The organism is Mycolicibacterium bacteremicum, from assembly GCF_002086115.1.
GTDB lineage: Bacteria > Actinomycetota > Actinomycetes > Mycobacteriales > Mycobacteriaceae > Mycobacterium > Mycobacterium bacteremicum.
In genome coordinates this window covers 22,761-39,094 of the sequence record NZ_MVHJ01000018.1, presented here as the reverse complement: position 1 = coordinate 39,094, position 16,334 = coordinate 22,761, and the positions used below count along the sequence as shown (strand labels likewise).

The 16,334-nt window shown below is 68.7% G+C and carries 14 protein-coding genes; 7 read left to right on the top strand and 7 right to left on the bottom strand.

From position 1 onward, the window contains the following. The first annotated feature begins 2 nt into the window (after nt 1–2). Nucleotides 3–464: a GNAT family N-acetyltransferase gene (locus tag BST17_RS19400; protein ID WP_083060533.1), complete on the top strand. Its 462-nt coding sequence runs from the start codon at nt 3–5 to the stop codon at nt 462–464. Here BST17_RS19400 and BST17_RS19395 read toward each other — a convergent pair. Continuing rightward, nucleotides 442–1,017 (bottom strand): TetR/AcrR family transcriptional regulator, encoded by a 576-nt coding sequence (locus BST17_RS19395; RefSeq protein ID WP_083060588.1) that lies wholly within the window; start codon nt 1,015–1,017, stop codon nt 442–444. The genes BST17_RS19400 and BST17_RS19395 overlap by 23 nt on opposite strands. 77 nt (nt 1,018–1,094) lie before the next feature. Here BST17_RS19395 and BST17_RS19390 point away from each other — a divergent pair, with 77 nt between their 5' ends. After that, nucleotides 1,095–1,919, top strand: coding sequence for an alpha/beta fold hydrolase (locus BST17_RS19390; RefSeq protein WP_083060532.1), 825 nt, complete (start codon nt 1,095–1,097; stop codon nt 1,917–1,919). 287 nt (nt 1,920–2,206) lie between these two features. After that, the gene (locus tag BST17_RS19385) at nt 2,207–3,232 is read left to right on the top strand and encodes a fused (3R)-hydroxyacyl-ACP dehydratase subunits HadA/HadB (protein ID WP_083060531.1); all 1,026 of its coding nucleotides are present in this window, start codon (nt 2,207–2,209) and stop codon (nt 3,230–3,232) included. Here BST17_RS19385 and ilvA read toward each other — a convergent pair. Continuing rightward, a complete protein-coding gene (gene ilvA, locus BST17_RS19380) occupies nt 3,225–4,454 on the bottom strand; it encodes a threonine ammonia-lyase (protein ID WP_083060530.1) in 1,230 nt (409 codons plus the stop codon). The two genes, BST17_RS19385 and ilvA, sit on opposite strands and share 8 nt — an antisense overlap. 14 nt (nt 4,455–4,468) lie before the next feature. Continuing rightward, the gene (locus BST17_RS19375; RefSeq protein WP_133053554.1) at nt 4,469–6,736 is read right to left on the bottom strand and encodes a hypothetical protein; all 2,268 of its coding nucleotides are present in this window, start codon (nt 6,734–6,736) and stop codon (nt 4,469–4,471) included. Nucleotides 6,737–7,354: 618 nt separating this feature from the next. Here BST17_RS19375 and BST17_RS19370 point away from each other — a divergent pair. Further along, entirely contained in the window at nt 7,355–7,732 is a 378-nt protein-coding gene (locus BST17_RS19370; RefSeq protein ID WP_083060528.1) for a heme-binding protein, read from the top strand. Nucleotides 7,733–7,882: 150 nt separating this feature from the next. On the opposite strand, the gene BST17_RS19365 is transcribed toward BST17_RS19370, so the two are convergent. Together BST17_RS19365 and BST17_RS19360 are read right to left on the bottom strand one after the other, a co-directional pair. Then, nucleotides 7,883–8,134 carry a hypothetical protein gene (locus tag BST17_RS19365; RefSeq protein WP_083060527.1) on the bottom strand — a complete coding sequence of 84 codons (252 nt, stop codon included), beginning with the start codon at nt 8,132–8,134 and terminating at the stop codon, nt 7,883–7,885. Between the two features lie 71 nt (nt 8,135–8,205). Continuing rightward, nucleotides 8,206–9,642, bottom strand: coding sequence for an MFS transporter (locus tag BST17_RS19360; RefSeq protein ID WP_234807737.1), 1,437 nt, complete (start codon nt 9,640–9,642; stop codon nt 8,206–8,208). A gap of 116 nt (nt 9,643–9,758) precedes the next feature. Here BST17_RS19360 and BST17_RS19355 point away from each other — a divergent pair, with 116 nt between their 5' ends. The 3 genes from BST17_RS19355 (at nt 9,759) to BST17_RS19345 (ending at nt 14,320) form a co-directional block, all read left to right on the top strand. Next, nucleotides 9,759–10,334 carry a TetR family transcriptional regulator gene (locus BST17_RS19355; RefSeq protein ID WP_083060526.1) on the top strand — a complete coding sequence of 192 codons (576 nt, stop codon included), beginning with the start codon at nt 9,759–9,761 and terminating at the stop codon, nt 10,332–10,334. A gap of 81 nt (nt 10,335–10,415) precedes the next feature. Next, nucleotides 10,416–12,047 carry a cation:proton antiporter domain-containing protein gene (locus BST17_RS19350; protein WP_083060525.1) on the top strand — a complete coding sequence of 544 codons (1,632 nt, stop codon included), beginning with the start codon at nt 10,416–10,418 and terminating at the stop codon, nt 12,045–12,047. Nucleotides 12,048–12,127: 80 nt separating this feature from the next. Further along, complete coding sequence (locus tag BST17_RS19345; RefSeq protein ID WP_083060524.1) at nt 12,128–14,320, top strand: MMPL family transporter; 2,193 nt, start codon at nt 12,128–12,130, stop codon at nt 14,318–14,320. Between the two features lie 2 nt (nt 14,321–14,322). On the opposite strand, the gene BST17_RS19340 is transcribed toward BST17_RS19345, so the two are convergent. Continuing rightward, entirely contained in the window at nt 14,323–14,967 is a 645-nt protein-coding gene (locus BST17_RS19340; protein WP_083060586.1) for a response regulator transcription factor, read from the bottom strand. Then, nucleotides 14,964–16,232 (bottom strand): sensor histidine kinase, encoded by a 1,269-nt coding sequence (locus BST17_RS19335; RefSeq protein WP_234807736.1) that lies wholly within the window; start codon nt 16,230–16,232, stop codon nt 14,964–14,966. Before BST17_RS19335 ends, BST17_RS19340 begins: the two co-directional genes overlap by 4 nt. Nucleotides 16,233–16,334: the final 102 nt, after the last annotated feature.

Genomic DNA, 16,334 nt, shown 5'->3' with positions numbered 1-16,334 from the left:
GCGTGAGCAGTTCCATCCGCGCCGCGACGGCCGACGACATCACCGCCGTCGAGCACATCGTCGCGGCCGCCTACCGCCCGTACATCGCCCGCATCGGCCGCGCCCCCGCCCCGATGACCGCCGATCACCGCGCGCTGTTGCCGCACACCCATGTCCTGCTCGACGCGGACGCCGTCGTGGGGGTGCTGGTCGCGATCCCGGCAGCCGATCACCTGTTGATCGAGAACGTCGCCGTGGACCCCCGGTGGCATGGACACGGATTCGGCCGACGGTTACTCGATCACGCCGAAAGACAGGCGCGCCAAGGCGGATTCGCCCAGATCCGGCTCTACACCAACGCCGCGATGACCGAGAATCTGAGGATGTACCCGCGGTTGGGTTACGCCGAGGTGGGCCGTCGCACCGAGGACGGATTCGACCGGGTCTTCTTCTGTAAGGACATCACTGCGCCAGCACCTCGTTGACCGCGGCCTGCACACCGCGTCCGGCGGCGATGATCGGTTCGACCGAACGCAGGGTGCGGCACAGCACGAAGGCCCCCTCGAGCGCGGTGAGGGTGATCAGCGCCAGCCGCCGGCTCTGTTCGCCGTCGATGTCGAGTTGGCCGAACCACTCGGTGATCCCGTCCACCCAGGTCTGGAAGACCGTGGCCGATTCTCGCCGCAGGGTGTCATTGGTGCTCGCCACCTCCAGCGCGATCGTCTCGATGGAGCACGCCTCGCTGTAGTCCTGCTCCTCCATCAGCCGGCCCGCGCCGGCGAACAGTTCCTCGATGCCGTCGGCGGGATCGGTGACCGAGAGTTGCGCCCCGACGAATCTGCCGTAGCGGACGCCCTCGGCGCGGATGACCTCCGCGGTGATGGCTTCCTTACCGCCCGGGAAGTGGTGGTAGATCGACCCGAACGGGGCCCTGGCCGCCGCGGAGATCTGCTTGAGACCGGTGGCCGCCATGCCCTGCCTGCGGTACAACTCGGCGGTCGCGGTCAGGATCCGGTCGCGGGTACCCGGGTCGGCCATCTCCACTCTCCTTCTTGCACGGCGCGCGCTGTGAGCATATCGTCAGGCAAAATAGAACGATCTATCTAGGAGATCGCATGCCCTATGTCGACGTGCCGTCCGGCCGCATCGCCTACCAGGACACCGGCGGCGACGGCCCGGTCCTCGTCTTCGGGCACGGCCTGCTGATGGACGGCAGGCAATGGCGCAAGGTGATCCCACAGCTGCCCGAATACCGTTGCATCACACCGACACTGCCGATGGGTGCGCACAAACAGGCGATGCGCCCCGAGGCCGACCTCACCGAGCAGGGCGTGGCCGCCATCCTCGCCGACGTGCTGGACGCCCTGGACCTGCGGGACGTCACGCTGGTGCTCAACGACTGGGGCGGCGGCCAGTTCCTCATCTCCGACGGCCGCGACGAACGCCTGGGCCGGCTGGTGCTCGCCTCGTGCACCGCGTTCGACAACTATCCGCCCGCACCCGCCCGCCCGGCGGCCATGCTGTGCCGCCTCCCCGGTGGCGGCTGGGTACTGACCAGGCTGCTGGGCACGAAATTCTTCCGGCACAGCACGCGGGCCTATGGCGGGCTGACCAAACGCGGCCTGCCCGACGCCCTCTTCGACGACTGGTTCGAACCCGCGGTCCGCGACCCGGCCGTGCGCCGCGATCTGGTCAAGTTCACCACCGGTGCGCCGTCGCGGCGCCACCTGCTCGAGCTCTCGCAGCGGATGCGGCGCTTCACCAAGCCGGTGCTGGTGCTGTGGGCGCGCGAGGACCGGATGATGCCGCCCGCACACGCCGACCGATTGGTGGAGCTCTTCCCGAATGCGACCAAGGAGATCGTCGAGGACTCGTGGACCCTGATCCCCGAGGATCAGCCGGAGATCATGGTGGCGGCGTTGCGGCACTTCGTCGGGTGACCGGGCCGCCTGAAGTTGGGATCGGTAGGTCCGGCCCTCCGGTGAAATTCCCTCATCGACGCCCCGCACCCGCGGCGCACACCATGAGGAGTCACCCATGCCGAACACCCGCCGAGATCCCGCTGGAGAACCTGACCCGACCGCCGTTCAACTGCGGACTCTTCTTCTGCCAGGACCCCGGCGGCCGTTACACCGTCGATCCCCGGATTCCGGCACCCTAGCCGCTGCGCGTTAGGGTGCTCAGGTCAGCGTCAGCAAATATGCAGATAGAAGATTTGAGCCCCATCATGACCGCAGCAGCAGAAGCGTCGACACTCCAAGCCCGGGTCGGCCACTACTACCAGATGGACGGCACCTATCTGGTGGGCCGCGAGAAGATCCGTGAATTCGCCCGCGCGGTCCAGGACAAGCACCCCGCGCACTGGGACCTCGCCGCCGCGCGCGCGCTGGGTTATCCGGGTCTGGTCGCTCCGCTGACCTTCACCTCCGCCCCGGCCATGGCCTGCAACCAACGCATGTTCGAGCAGATCGTGGTCGGCTACGACATGTATCTGCAGACCGAGGAGGTCTTCGAACAGCACCGGCCGATCGTCGAGGGTGACGAGCTGACCATCGACATCGAACTGGCCTCGGTGCGCCGCATCGCCGGCCGCGACCTGATCACCGTCACCAACACCTTCACCGACACCGCGGGCGAGGTGGTGCACACCCTGCACACCACCGTCGTCGGGGTCGGCGCCGAGGAGGTCGACGCCGCCATCCGACCCGCCGTGCAGGGCGTCATGATGCACGGCATCAACATGCTCGGCGCCGAGGAATCGGGGGCGCCGTACGAGAAGACGGTTCGTCCCGAGGGCACCGTGACGATCGCCGACGGCAGCACCCGCACCCCCGCCTCGCCGTCCTTCGACGACGTCAAGGTCGGCGACGAACTGCCGTCGCACCAGGCCCGGCTGTCCCGCGGCGATCTGGTCAACTACGCCGGTGTCGCCGGTGACGCCAATCCGCTGCACTGGGACGAGAACATCGCCAAACTGGCCGGCCAGGATGATGTGCTGGCCCACGGCATGCTGACCATGGGGCTGGGCAACAGCTTCGGTTCGGCCTGGTCCGGTGACCCCGGCGCGGTGACCCGCTATGCGGTGCGCCTCTCGCAACCCGCGATCGTGCCGGCCGGCGGCACCGAGATCGAGTTCACCGGCAAGATCAAATCGCTGGATCCCGCGACGCGCACCGGGGTCGTGCTGGTCGGCGCCAAGTCCGGCGGCCGCAAGATCTTCGGACTGGCCACGCTCAACGTCCGGTTCAGCTGACCCGGTCGTCCTCGACGGTGGCCCGCACCCCGGCCTCGGCCAGGGCCGCCAGCACGGCTTCGCGGTGTGCGCTGCCGCGCGTCTCGACCGTGAGCATGACCTCCACCTCATCGAGCCCCAGCGTGGGCGCGGTCCGGCGGTGCACGACATCCAGCACGCTCGCCCCGCCTGCGCTGACGATGTTCAACAGTCCGCTCAACCCACCGGGGCGGTCGGCGATGACGGCCTTGACGACGAGATAGCGCCCGGCGGCCCGCAGCCCGTGGTTCATCACGTGGGTCAGCACCAGCGGATCGATGTTGCCGCCCGAGAGCACCGCGCACACCGGGCCGCGGATGTCGAGTTCCGCGGTCATCAGGGCGGCCACCGCCGCCGCCCCCGCGGGTTCGACGAGCATCTTCGCCCGTTCCAGGCAGAGCAGCAGCGCCCCGGACAGCGCCTCCTCGCTGACCGTCACGATGGTGTCGACGTACGCCTGCACCGCGGCGAAGGGTACCCGTCCCGGGAGGGGCACCGCGATGCCGTCGGCCATCGTCGAGACCGACTGTGCACGAACGGGTTCGCCCGCGCTCAGCGAGGCAGGCCAGGCGGCCGCCCCCTCGGCCTGCACGCCGATCACCCGGACCTGCGGCGCGAGGTGGTGCATGGCCGCGGCGATCCCGGCCACCAGTCCCCCGCCACCGGTGGGCACCAGAATCGTTGCCACATCCGGGATCTGGCGCAGGATCTCGATGCCCACGCCCGCCTGCCCCGCCACCACGTCGATGTGGTCGAACGGGTGGATCAACACCGCGCCGGTCTCCGCCGCGAAGTCGGCCGCGGCCTCCAGCGCCTCGGCGAGCGTCGCGCCGGACAGATGCACCCGGCCGCCGTAGGCCTTGGTCGCGACGACCTTGGGCAGGGCGGCGTTCTCCGGCATGAACACCGTGGCCTCGATCCCGAGCGCACCGGCGGCCCACGCCACGCCCTGGGCGTGGTTGCCCGCACTGGCCGCCACCACCCCCTGCGCCCGCTGCGCCGGGTCCAGGTTGGCGATCCGGTTGTAGGCGCCGCGTGGCTTGAACGATCCTGTGCGCTGCAGGTTCTCACACTTTAGCCAGACCTGGCGGCCGGTCCGTTCCGACAGCACCCGGGAGGCGAGTACCGGCGTCTCCCGGATCACCGTGGCAAGCCGCTCGAACGCTGCGATGATCTCGTCGCGGGTCACCAGGGCGTGGTTCACACACCCATGGTTGGCTACCAGACCGACAAGGTCAACGACCCGGCAGCGCTGTTCACCCCGTCGGTGTCGGTGGCCACGATCAGGATCGTGCGGGTGGTCCACGTTCCCTGCGTGGCGGTGAAGGTGACCGCCTTCAGTGCGTCCTCGTACTGCTGCTTGGTGGCGACCCCGGACAGGGTCAGTGTCCGGTTCGCCGCGTCGTAACCGGCGGTCACCGGGTTGTCCGGCAGCCCGGCGTAGGACAGCGTGTCGCCATCCTTGCCAAAGGTGGTGACGCGCACGGTCACCTTCTGCAGGTGACTGGAGTCGGCGTCGACGATACTCACCGCCGCAACGGGATTCACCGGTGCACCACCGACGGTGTAGGAGCGGCCCCCGATCGGCGTGACCAGCGGCACCAGCCGCGTCGGTGAGGACACGGCCACCGTGACGAAGCCGGGTGCGATGGTGGAGATACCGTGCTCGTCGGTGGCCGAGATGGTCAACCCGCGCACCAGGGCCGCGCCCTGCGTCGCGGAGAAGGTCACGGCCTTGACCGCCTCCTCGTACTGGGCCAGCGTCGCATCACCGGTCAACGTCAACGTCCGCGCCGCGGCATCCCACGTCCCGATGACCGGATTGCCGTTCGGTGCAACGTAACCCAGCACATCACCGCTCTGCCCGAGCGTTGCGATCCGCACCACCACCTTCGACAACCGGCCCGAGTCACCGTCGACGATGTCCACCGCCGACACGATCCTGACCGGACTGCCCCCGATGGTGAAGCCGCCACCGGCAATCGGCGTCACCAGGGGTGGCAGGGTGGGCGGCGCCCACACCGCGACGGTCACGAAGCCCGGCGCGATGTTCTCGACGTCATCGGAATCGGTGGCCGAGATGGTGATCCCGCGCGCCAGCAGTGCGCCCTCGGTGGCCGAGAACGTCACCGCCCTGACCGCGGCCTCGTACTGCTCGAGCGTGCCGGCACCGGTCAACGTCAGGGTCAGGGTCTCGGCGTCCCATTCGCCGATGACCGGGCTGTCCACCGGCGCGGTGTAGGTCAGCGTGTCCCCGCTCTGGGCGAGCGTCGCGATCTTGATGACCACCCGCTTCAGTCCCGTGGAGTCACCGTCGATGATGTCGACCGTGGACACGATGGGGGCCGGTGCGCCGCCGAGCTGATAACCCCCACCGACGATGGGCGTCACCAGCGGCGGCGCCTGATAGACGGGGTCGACCGTCACCGGCACGGTCACCGTCAGATTGTCGGCCTGGGCGATGCCGAGAAACCGGGTGACCGTCTCGACCACGGTTTGGATCTGGCCGAGGACACCGGGCAGGTGCTCGGAGTCATCGCGCACCACGATCTGGAAGCTGTCCACCAGTGGCTGGCCGGTGACCAGCGCCCACGGCGTGTAGACGAACTTCCCGCTGATCAGATCGCGGTACACCCAACCCTTTTCGGGCTGGATGATGTCGTAGGTCAGCACATCGCCGTTGGGATCGGTGGCGTTCAGGTCGATGTAGACCTGTCCGAGCGCGTTCTGCTCGTAGCCGATCGGTCCGGCGACCGGCGTGCGGTTGACGAAGGTGTGACTGATCTGCCGGGCGACCCAGGCCATCATCGAGTTGAACAGCACGTCCAGCGGCGTCGGCGGGTTGGCCGACTGGGTGCCCTGCGTGACGCCGGCGGCGCGCATCTTCGGCGTGACGGTGCCGACCGCCGGTGCCGGTTCCTGCACCGACGGCGTCGGCACCGATTCGGCAACGGGGGCGGCGGGCGCGGTCTGCTCGGCCGATGACTCGCCGTCGACCGGCGGCTGGGTTTCGAGCGGCTGTGCGGGCTGCACCAGGGCGGTGCTCACCGTCTCGACCTGCATGGTGCGCACCGTCTGCAGGTGCGGTCGGGTCGTGCGGCCCGGTGTGGTGGGGAGGGATTCCGGAGCGGGCCGTACCGGCGTGGCGGTTTCAGTGGGTTCGGTGGGTTCGGGGACCTCGGTGGGCTCGGGGACCTCGGTGGGGTCGGGAGCCTCGATCGGGTCGGTGTCCGAGTCCTGCGTCGGTACCACGTCGGCGCCCGGCGCGGAGGATTGCGGGTCGGCGTCGTCGCGCTGGGGTGCGGTTGCGGGGCGTGATGTGACGGCCGTCTTGGGGCCCCGCTTGCGTGGGGGTGCCGAGCGGGAATCGGAGTCCGAGGCCGTGGATTCGCTCTTGGTGTCCGTTGCGGACGAGCCGTTTCCGGTGTCCGCATGCGCGGGTTGCGCGACCGCGCCGGCGATCGCCATCCCGACGCCGAGAGACACCGCCAATGCGCCCACCCGACCGACGTGCAGCGCGTAGCGGCGCGAAGCATCCCGCGCGTGCCTGGCGGTACCGCCGGTATCACCTTGTGCGAGTAGCTCTTTGGCCGGCCACAGTTGCCGGTTGCCTGGCACGACGCGGTGTCGGGCGGGAGCTGCGCACATAGAGTTCTCTCCAAGCTGGTCCGTGCCCCCGCATCGATCGAGGGCCGTGGCCGCGCTCCCCAGCGCCCACCGCCCTCGCCCTACCCGGCCGAGCGGGTCTGTACCACCCATTGTTCGGCCACCGAGACTGTAAGCGGTATTCCGATACTGCCGTAGCGATATCAGCTAAGGTTGTTGCGTAATCAATGATATTGCTAACCGGATTTCGTGCGTAAGGCCAGCTGATGACTACGCGGACTCCCGGGAGCAAATAGACAGTGGCGTCAAAAATGTGTGTTGCGGCGCACCTCGGTTCGACCACGGGCACCGCCACCCGACCTCGAGCCGGGACGGACGCGACTCGGCAGTCTGGCCCCAAGCCGAGAAACTGCACCTAAGATCTGATTAGCTTTGACCGTCAGCACCACACTGGCGCGTCGTCACGTCCTGACCACGGATCTACAGAGGAGCCGATCAATGTTGCTCAATGCCCGTCGTGCGGTAATCGGAATCCTGGGAGCCGGCGCGGTCACCGGTGCGACGCTGCTCGCCGGCGCGCCGTCCGCATTCGCCGAGCCCGTCCCGCCGCCCAATTGCACGGCAGCCGATCTGGCCGGCGTGCAATCCGGTGTCTCGGCCGCGACCTCGGCCTACCTGTTCACCCACCCGCCGGTCAACGATTTCTTCACCAGTCTGCACGGCCTGCCGCACGATCAGATGGAGCAGAAGGTCAACGAGTACTTCGACGCCAATCCGCAGACCGGCGCGGAGCTCAAGAACATCCGGAAGCCGCTGCAGGACATCCGCATCCGCTGCGGTGACACCGACGGCGACGGAGACGTCGACATCCTCTGACCGCAACCGCGGTCCCCGATTCACGATCGAAACCCGGATGAGCGCCGCGAGCGCCATCCGGGTTTCGCGGTTTCGGTCGGCGCCTACCCACCGACAAGTAAGCGCCGGCACCCGCGTGACGCGGATGCCGGCGCTTGCCAGAAACTGGGGTCAGAGAATCCCGATGCCCCCGTAGCCGCCGTAGCCCCAGGGCCACATCCCCCACTGGGTCTCGCCGAGCTGGCCGGGCGAGCTGGTGATCTGCGCGTTGCCCGGGCTCTGGCACACGGTGCTGGTTCCGGAGACGATATTGCCGGCCTGCGTGCAGCTGGGCTCGGCAGATGCCATCGGAGCGGCCATGATTGCGCCGACAGCACCAGCGCCGGCGAGCAGTGCGGCGACGGTCAAACGTGACTTGATCACAGGGGTCCTTTCATCGGATTGATGAAAGCGTACAGCGCATCCCCAGGAACCGGGGCTGTGTACAACAAGGTTCACCCGTCGGCGGTCTGCCGGGACTGCGGGATGAAAACGGCGATGACAGTGCACAAGACGGCGGCGCCGAGGCCGAACAGGAAAGCCGTGTGGAAACCCGAGGTGGTGGGCATCGCGAATCCGTCGACCGGGACTGCCGACCGCGCGAGCACCGCGGCGATCACGGCGGCCGCGGTGGCCGTTCCGAGCGAACGCATCAAGGTGTTCAGGCCGTTGGCTGCGCCGGTTTCCGAGGCCGGGACGGCCCGCATGATCAGCGTCGGCATGGCGGCGTAACCAAGGCCGATCCCGATGCCGATCAGCACGTTGATCACCAGTATGTGCGCGGCCTGCAGGTCGGCGAGCACCGCCACGACGTACCCGGTTCCCATGATCGAGGCGCCCGCGATCAGCAGCGGCTTGGGCCCCCAGAGCCGGCCCAGCCTGCCCGAGATCGGCGACATGGCCAGCATGGCCAGCCCGGCCGGCATCAGATACAGACTCGCCTGCAGCAGCGGCATGCCCAAACCGCCTGCCTGAACCGGAAGTTCGAGCAGTTGCGGGAAGGCGATCTGGGAGGAGAACAGGGCGAAGCCCATGGCGATCGAGGCCAGGTTGGTCAGCAGGACCGGGGCGCGGGCGCTGACCCGCAGATCCACCAGCGGTTCGCGGATGCGCAGCTCCAGCCAGCCCCAGATCAACAGGACGACCAGACCGCCGGCGAGGGCACCGATGGTGCGTGTCGACGTCCAGCCCCACTCGTTGCCACGCGAGATGGCCAGCAGCACACCGGAAAGACCGATGGCAAGGCCGACGATGCCGACACCGTCGACCCGGCCCCCGGCGCGTAGACCGCTCTCCGGCACCAGGGTAGCCATCAGGGTGAAGGCGATGGCGCCGAGGCCGGCGGCGAACCAGAACAGCACATGCCAGTCGAAATGCTCGGTGACGAACGCACTGATCGGCAGGCCCAGCGCACCACCGACACCGAGGGTGGCGCTGACCAACGCGATGCCCGAACCGAGGCGATCGGCGGACAGCGTGTCACGCAGGATGGCGATGCCGAGCGGGATGACACCCATGCCGACACCCTGCAGTCCCCTGCCGACGATCAGCGGTGCCACGGTCGAGGACAGCGCGGCAACCACCGAACCGAACATCAGCACACCGAGCAGGCTCAGCGCGATACGGCGCTTGCCGTACATATCGCCGAGCTTGCCGGAGATGGGGGTGCAGATGGCCGCGACCAGGAGCGTGATGGTGATGACCCAGGCGGTGTCGCTGCTGGACGCGGCGAGCAACTGCGGCAACTCGCCCTGGATCGGGATCAGGATGGTCTGGGTGAACGCCGCCGTCATACCGGCGAACGCGAGGGCCGACACCACCCGCCCGCTGCGCGCGATCGGTCCGGACGGGCCTGGCGGGGTGTCCACCGCGGCCCGGGTATCGACTGTCATCAACCGTCCTCCATCACCGTGCCCGAGTCACGCTACCGTCGCGTGAGACTGAGTATCAAGTTGAAGCCTCAGTTCCTCTCCTGATATTCCGCATCAGTTCAGCTACTCTTGCCCCCATGGCCGCCGGAGTACGGGAGCGCGCACGTCTTGCCCTGCGCACCGAGATCGCGCAGGCGATGAGCGAGCTGTTCGCCCGCCGTGGTTTTGACGCGGTGACGGTCGAAGAGGCCGCCGGCGAGGTCGGCATCTCCCGCGCCACTTTCTTCCGATACTTCGGCTCAAAGGAGGACGCGGTCCTCGCGGCAATCGAGGCGTCCTCGATCGACTACGCCGCCACCCTGCAGAGTCTTCCGGTCCGGTCCGGGGAAACCCCGTGGCAGCTGATGCAGCGCGCCTTCGCCGACGCACTGACCCATATCGACGAACATTCCGAGCTGGAGCGTTCGCGGGTGCGGATGATCAATGCCACCGTGTCGCTGCGCACCCGGATGGCGCAGCGCAGATTCGCCTACGAGGACGCGCTCACCCCGGTGCTCGCCGCCCGCATCGACACCCCCGGGGCGGCCCGCCCGGTCACCGTCGCGGCCCTCGCCTGCCTCGACCTCGCCTGGCGACGCTGGGCCGCCGGTGAGGAGCGCACCATGACCGAATCCCTGGACAAGGTCTTCGCCCACCTCGGTTCGGCCCCCTAGCCGGCGAGAGATCTGCCGCCGTTGTCGCGATACTGAGAGCGCGCCCGCCCCGACGAGCTCTCCGGAGGACCCGAACCGCCTATGACGACTGTCGCCATCTATCTCGTCGTGACCTTCGGGCTGGGCGGACTCGCCATGGCGGTCCGGCTGCCCCCACTCGTCGGGTTCCTGGCGGCCGGTTTCGTCATCAATGCCCTTGACGTGGAGCACATTCCGCAGTTGGAGATCCTGGCCGACCTCGGCGTCACCCTGCTGCTGTTCGCCATCGGGCTCAAACTCGACGTGCGGATCCTGCTGCGCCGCGAGGTCTGGCTGACGACATCGGTGCACATGGTCATCAGCGTCGTCCTCGGCGGTGCCGCGCTTTGGGTGGCGGCCGTCGCCGGGATGGCCATGCTGTCCGGACAGAGCCTGCAGACCATCGCGCTGCTGGCGTTCGCGCTGTCGTTCTCCAGCACCGTCTTCGTGGTGAAGGTCCTGGAGGAGCGCGGTGAATCGCATGCGCTCTACGGCCGCGTCGCGATCGGCATCCTGGTGATGCAGGACATCGTCGCCGTGGTGTTCCTGACCGCGACGAGCGGTCACCTGCCCAGCCCGTGGGCGCTGGCGCTGATCGGCCTGTGGCCGCTGACGCGGGTGCTGCGCAAGATCTGGACCCGGCTCGGGCACGGAGAGATGCAGTCGCTGTTCGGCATCGTGATGGCGTTCGTGCCGGGTTACGCGCTGTTCTCGGCCGTCGGGCTCAAGGGCGATCTGGGCGCACTGATCATCGGCGTCCTGCTGGCCTCGCATTCGGCGTCCTCGGAACTGGCGCGATCGCTGTTCCACATCAAGGAACTGCTGCTGGTCGGATTCTTTGTGTCGATCGGGCTGACCGGGCTGCCGGACCTGCCGACCATCGGCGTCGCGGTGCTGATGGTGTTGCTGTTGCCGTTCAAGGCGGGGTGGTACGTCGCGCTGTTGTCACTGATGCGGCTGCGGCACCGCACCTCGCTGCTGGCCGGGCTGAGCCTGATGAACTACTCGGAGTTCGGCCTGATCGTGGTATCGGTCGGGGTATCGGCCGGCATGCTCGCACCCGCCTGGCTGGTGGAGATGTCGATCGCGGTGGCCTTGAGTTTCGTGGTCTCGGCGCTGGTGAACGGCCGCGGCCACCTGATGGTGGAGAAGATCGCCGCCCGCCTCCCGGCCCAGGACGAACAGCGACTGCAACCCGAGGAGCGTCCGGTCGACGCCGGCGACGCCGAGGTGGTCGTGATCGGGATGGGCCGGGTGGGTTTCGCGGCCTACCAGCGGCTGACCGATCACTACGGGTACCGGGTGGTCGGCGTCGACTACGACGGTCGGCGGATCCAGCGGCTCGCCGAGGAGGGTCTGCGCGTCGTCGAGGGCGACGCCACCGACCTGGACTTCTGGCACCGGCTGCGGCACTCGGAATCGGCACGGATCGCGATCCTGGCCATGCCCCGCCACGGTGCCAACGTGACCGCGCTGGACTGTCTGCGCGAGTCCGGCTTCAGCGGCACGGTGGCCGCGGTGGCCCGCTACGACGACGAGGTGGCCTGGGCCAGGGAGCACGGCGTGGACATCGCCTTCAACGTGTACGCCGGCGCCGGGCTGGAACTCGCCGACCAGGTGGGCGGCGGCCCAGTCCCGGCCGTCATCGACCCCGAACTCGAGGCCGAACGCGATGCGGATCCGAAATCGCGTTGACGCCGCAGTTCACCACCGGAAAATACAGATCACACAATTTGTCTGCATGAGCTAAGCACTATCCGGGAACACGGAGCGCTATGTCCCGTTTCCTGTTCGCCGTGGGCGGCTTCAGCTTCCGCCGCCGTTGGCTCGTGCTCGGCACCTGGCTGGTGGTCCTGCTCGGCGTCGCCGCCGCGTTCATCGGGTTCCGCGGTGAACCCAGCGACAACTTCACCATCCCCGGCACCGAGTCCCAACGCGCCGTCGAACAACTGCAAACCAAGCTGCCCGCCTACAGCGGTGCACAGACGCAGATCACGTTCGCCGCGCCCGAGGGCCGGGTGGTCTCCGATCCCGGACTGGCCCCGGCCATCGAGCGGGCGGTGGCCGGTCTGGGTTCGATCCCCGACATCGCCGCCGCGGCAGGGCCGGGCCAGACCGGCCAGGTGTCACCCGACGGCCGCGTCGCGCTCGGCACCGTCCAGTGGCGTGCCCCGATCGGCGAGGTGAGCGATTCCGCGTTGACCGCGCTCGAAGACGCCATGAAGCCCGCCCAGGATGCCGGTCTGCAGGTGGAGTACTCCGGTGCGGTCTTCCCGGGCTACAAGGTGGCCGTCCCGCACCTTCCCGAGATCATCGGTATCAGCGTGGCGTTTCTGGTCCTGCTGATCACCTTCGGATCCGTCGTCGCGGCCGGCCTGCCGATCCTGACCGCCGCCGTCGGCGTCGGAATCGGCGCGCTGGGCATCTTCATCTCCGCCGCCGTCATCGACATGCCCACGGCCGCCCTCTCGCTGGCGCTGATGCTGGGGCTGTCCTGCGGGATCGACTACGCGCTGTTCATCCTGAACCGCTACCGCAACAACCTGCTGCTGCTCAAACCCCGGGAGGAGGCCGCCGCCCTGGCGGCCGGCACCGCGGGCGGATCGGTCGTGTTCGCCGCACTGACGGTCGTGATCGCGCTGTGCGGTCTGGCGGTCGTCGGCATCCCGTTCCTCACCTACATGGGTGTGGCCGCAGCCGTTTCGGTCTTCATCGCCATGCTCATCGCGCTGACCCTGCTGCCGGCCCTGTTCGGGTTCGCCGGCGGCAAGGTGGCGAAGTTCATCGAACCGCCGCTGCAGCCGGGCCGCCCCAAGGAGGTCGCCCAGGTCGCGGCCTACACACCGCAGCGCACCCTCGGTGCCGCCTGGGCCCGGTTCGTGGTGCGGTTCCGCAAGCCGCTTCTGGTCGCCGGGTCGGCGGCCCTCGTCGTCATCGGATTGCCCGCGCTGGGAATGCATCTCGGCCTGCCCAGCGGATCATCGCAGCCGGAATCCAACACCTCGCGCCAGGCCTACGACCTGACCGCCGAGCATCTCGGCCCCGGGTTCAACGGGCCGCTGCTGGTGGTGGCCGACATCTCGCAGGCCACCGACCCGAATGCCGCACGGACCATCGCGGCCAACATCGGCCGCGAGCCCGGCGTGGTCGCGGCCATCCCGGCGGGCGGTGACCAACGCACCGCGTTGATCCAGGTGATCCCCGAAACCGGGCCCAACGACACCGCGACCGCTGATCTGGTCAACAAGATCCGGGCCGATCGCGACACGATCCAGGCGGGTACCGGCGCGAGCTTCCTCGTCGGCGGCACCACCGCGTCCAATATCGACACCTCGGACAAGTTGGCCACCGCGCTGCCGATTTTCGTGGTGGTGGTCGTCGGCCTGGCATTCATCCTGCTGACGGTCGCGTTCCGCGCCGCCCTGGTGCCGCTGACCTCCATCGTCGGCTTCCTGCTCTCGGTGTTCGCGGCCATGGGTGTTCAGGTGGCCGTCTTCCAATGGGGTTGGGGTGCAGGCCTGCTCGGTATCACCCCCGGCGAGACCATCAGCTTCCTGCCGATCATCGTGCTGGCCATCATCTTCGGGTTGTCCAGCGACTACGAGGTGTTCGTGGTGTCGCGGATCAAGGAGGAACTGGGCCGCACCGAGGATGCCACCGCCGCGGTACGCAGCGGGCTGGGCCTGTCCGCGCGGGTCGTGACGGCGGCCGCCCTGATCATGTTCGGTGTGTTCATCGCCTTCGTGGCGGGCAGCGACCCGATCATCAAATCCGTCGGTCTGACGCTCGCGGTCGGCGTCTTCCTCGACGCATTCGTCGTGCGGCTGACGCTGATCCCGGCGGTCATGGCGATGCTGGGCGACCGGATGTGGGCGCACTCCCGGTGGTTCGACAAATACGTTCCCGACCTCGATATCGAGGGCACCAAGCTGGAGGCCGAGCACCGCGCGCCGGTCCCGGCGCGCTGAGGTCAGCCGCGCAGGTAGGCCAACACCGCGAGGACCCGCCGGTGCTGCTCGCCGTCGGGCGGCAGTCCGAGCTTGGCGAAGATGTTGGTGACGTGCTTTTCCACCGCACCATCGGTGATCACCAGGGTGCGGGCGATGTTGGTGTTGGAGCGGCCCTCGGCCATCGATGCCAGCACCTCCTGCTCGCGCAAGGTCAACTGCCGCAACGGGTCGTCGCGGCGGCGGCGCACCAGAAGCTGGGCGACGACATCGGGGTCGAGCACCGTGCCGCCGGAGGCCACCCGGGCGACGGCGTCGAGGAACTCGCCGACGGCCACCACGCGATCCTTGAGCAGATAGCCGACCGCACCCGCGCCGTCGGCCAGCAGGTCGTCGGCGTAGGACACCTCGACGTATTGCGAGAGCACCAGGATCGGGCTCCGGGCGACCAGCCGGCGGGCCTGCACCGCCGCCCGCAGCCCCTCATCGGTGTGTGACGGCGGCATCCGGACATCCACCACGGACACATCGGGCCGGTGTGTGCCGATGGCGTCCACCAGCGCCGGACCGTCCCCCACCGCGGCCACCACCTCGTGCCCGTTCTCGGTGAGCAGGCGGATCAACCCCTCCCGCAACAGGACCGAATCATCGGCGACCACCACTCTCAGCACGGCAGCTCCACCCGGATCGTCGTCGGCCCGCCGTCGGGGCTGATCACGTCCAGTGTGCCGCCGGCACCCAGGATGCGGTCGGCCAGGCCGGCCAGGCCGTGCCCCTTGGCCACGTGCGCACCCCCATCGCCGTCGTCGACGATCTCCACCCCGACGCGGACCGGACCACGCGCCACCGTGACCCAGCAGGTCGTGGCGCCGCTGTGCTTGGCGACGTTGGTCAGTGCCTCGGCCACCGCGAAGTACACCGCCGTCTCGACCGCGGCGTCCAGGCGGCCCTGCGGGGTTCCCAGCGCCGGGTCCACTGTCAGCTCCACCGGCACCGTACACCGGATGGCCAGTGCCGCAAGCGCACTCGGCAGGCCGCGATCGGTCAGCACCGGTGGGGCGATCCCGCGCGAGAGCGCCCGCAGTTCGTTGAGTGTTTCCTGGGTCTGGGCGATCGCCTCGTCGAGGGTGTCGCGGCCCGGTCCGGGTTCGGTGTGTGCGCGGGCCCGGCCCAGATCCATCGCGAGCCGGATCAGTCGCTGCTGCGGCCCGTCGTGGATATCGCGCTCCAGGCGCCGCAGCGCATGCGCCTCAGCCGATGCCGCGGCCGACTTCTGTTCTGTCAGAACGGTGATCGTCTGGCGCATCTCTGCCACGCCGGTGAGCAGCACCCGCGCGAACGCGGCCTCCAGCAGCGCGCAGCCCCGCACGACGAGCGGCAGGGTGATCAGACAGAACACCCCGATGGCGGTCTGGAAGCCGATGCGCGCGACGGCGCTGTCACCGAGCCCGACCAGCTGCGCCAGCGACTGATTGTCCGGCCCGCGCGGAATCGCCCAGTCCCACAGCACCGTCAGCGTGCCGCCCACCGCGACCACCCACCAGCTCACCACCACGCAGAAGGTGAACACCGAGATCGGGAAGCGCGCCAACGCGTGCGTCACATCCAACCAGGACTGGGCGTCGGCGAGCGGGTTGACCATCCGTTTCCAGAGGCCGGACCCGGGCGGGACCTTGCGATAGTCGGGCCGGGTGCGCTCGGTGTGGGTGACCGCGGGATACCGGAAGCGTTCCATATCCGCGAGGACGCGGGCGATCAGCACCGTGCCGACGATGACGGGCACGCCGATGGCCACCACCAAGGTCCCCAACCCGGCCGACAATCCGGTGACGGCGAAGCAGAAGCTGGTGATGGCCAGGGGGAAGCCGAGCAGGACGTATCCGGTGTCGACGCCGAGCTGGCGGATCACCCCGGCGGGTTGCGCGGTGGTCACGACGTCGACGCTAGGCATCTGCCGGTCTCACCCCCATCCCGTGCGCCTGCGTGTTCAGGGTAGGGCTGGCCCCACCCCGACATGGCACGAGGGCGCCCGCGG

What these genes read in the sequence shown, in the direction of transcription:
- BST17_RS19370 (WP_083060528.1), top strand. Translation starts at nt 7,355, where the DNA reads ATGTTGCTCAATGCCCGTCGTGCGGTAATCGGAATCCTGGGAGCCGGC.
- BST17_RS19350 (WP_083060525.1), top strand. Translation starts at nt 10,416, where the DNA reads ATGACGACTGTCGCCATCTATCTCGTCGTGACCTTCGGGCTGGGCGGA.
- BST17_RS19355 (WP_083060526.1), top strand. Translation starts at nt 9,759, where the DNA reads ATGGCCGCCGGAGTACGGGAGCGCGCACGTCTTGCCCTGCGCACCGAG.
- BST17_RS19385 (WP_083060531.1), top strand. Translation starts at nt 2,207, where the DNA reads ATGACCGCAGCAGCAGAAGCGTCGACACTCCAAGCCCGGGTCGGCCAC.
- BST17_RS19395 (WP_083060588.1), bottom strand. Translation starts at nt 1,017, where the DNA reads ATGGCCGACCCGGGTACCCGCGACCGGATCCTGACCGCGACCGCCGAG.
- BST17_RS19360 (WP_234807737.1), bottom strand. Translation starts at nt 9,642, where the DNA reads ATGACAGTCGATACCCGGGCCGCGGTGGACACCCCGCCAGGCCCGTCC.
- BST17_RS19390 (WP_083060532.1), top strand. Translation starts at nt 1,095, where the DNA reads ATGCCCTATGTCGACGTGCCGTCCGGCCGCATCGCCTACCAGGACACC.
- BST17_RS19345 (WP_083060524.1), top strand. Translation starts at nt 12,128, where the DNA reads ATGTCCCGTTTCCTGTTCGCCGTGGGCGGCTTCAGCTTCCGCCGCCGT.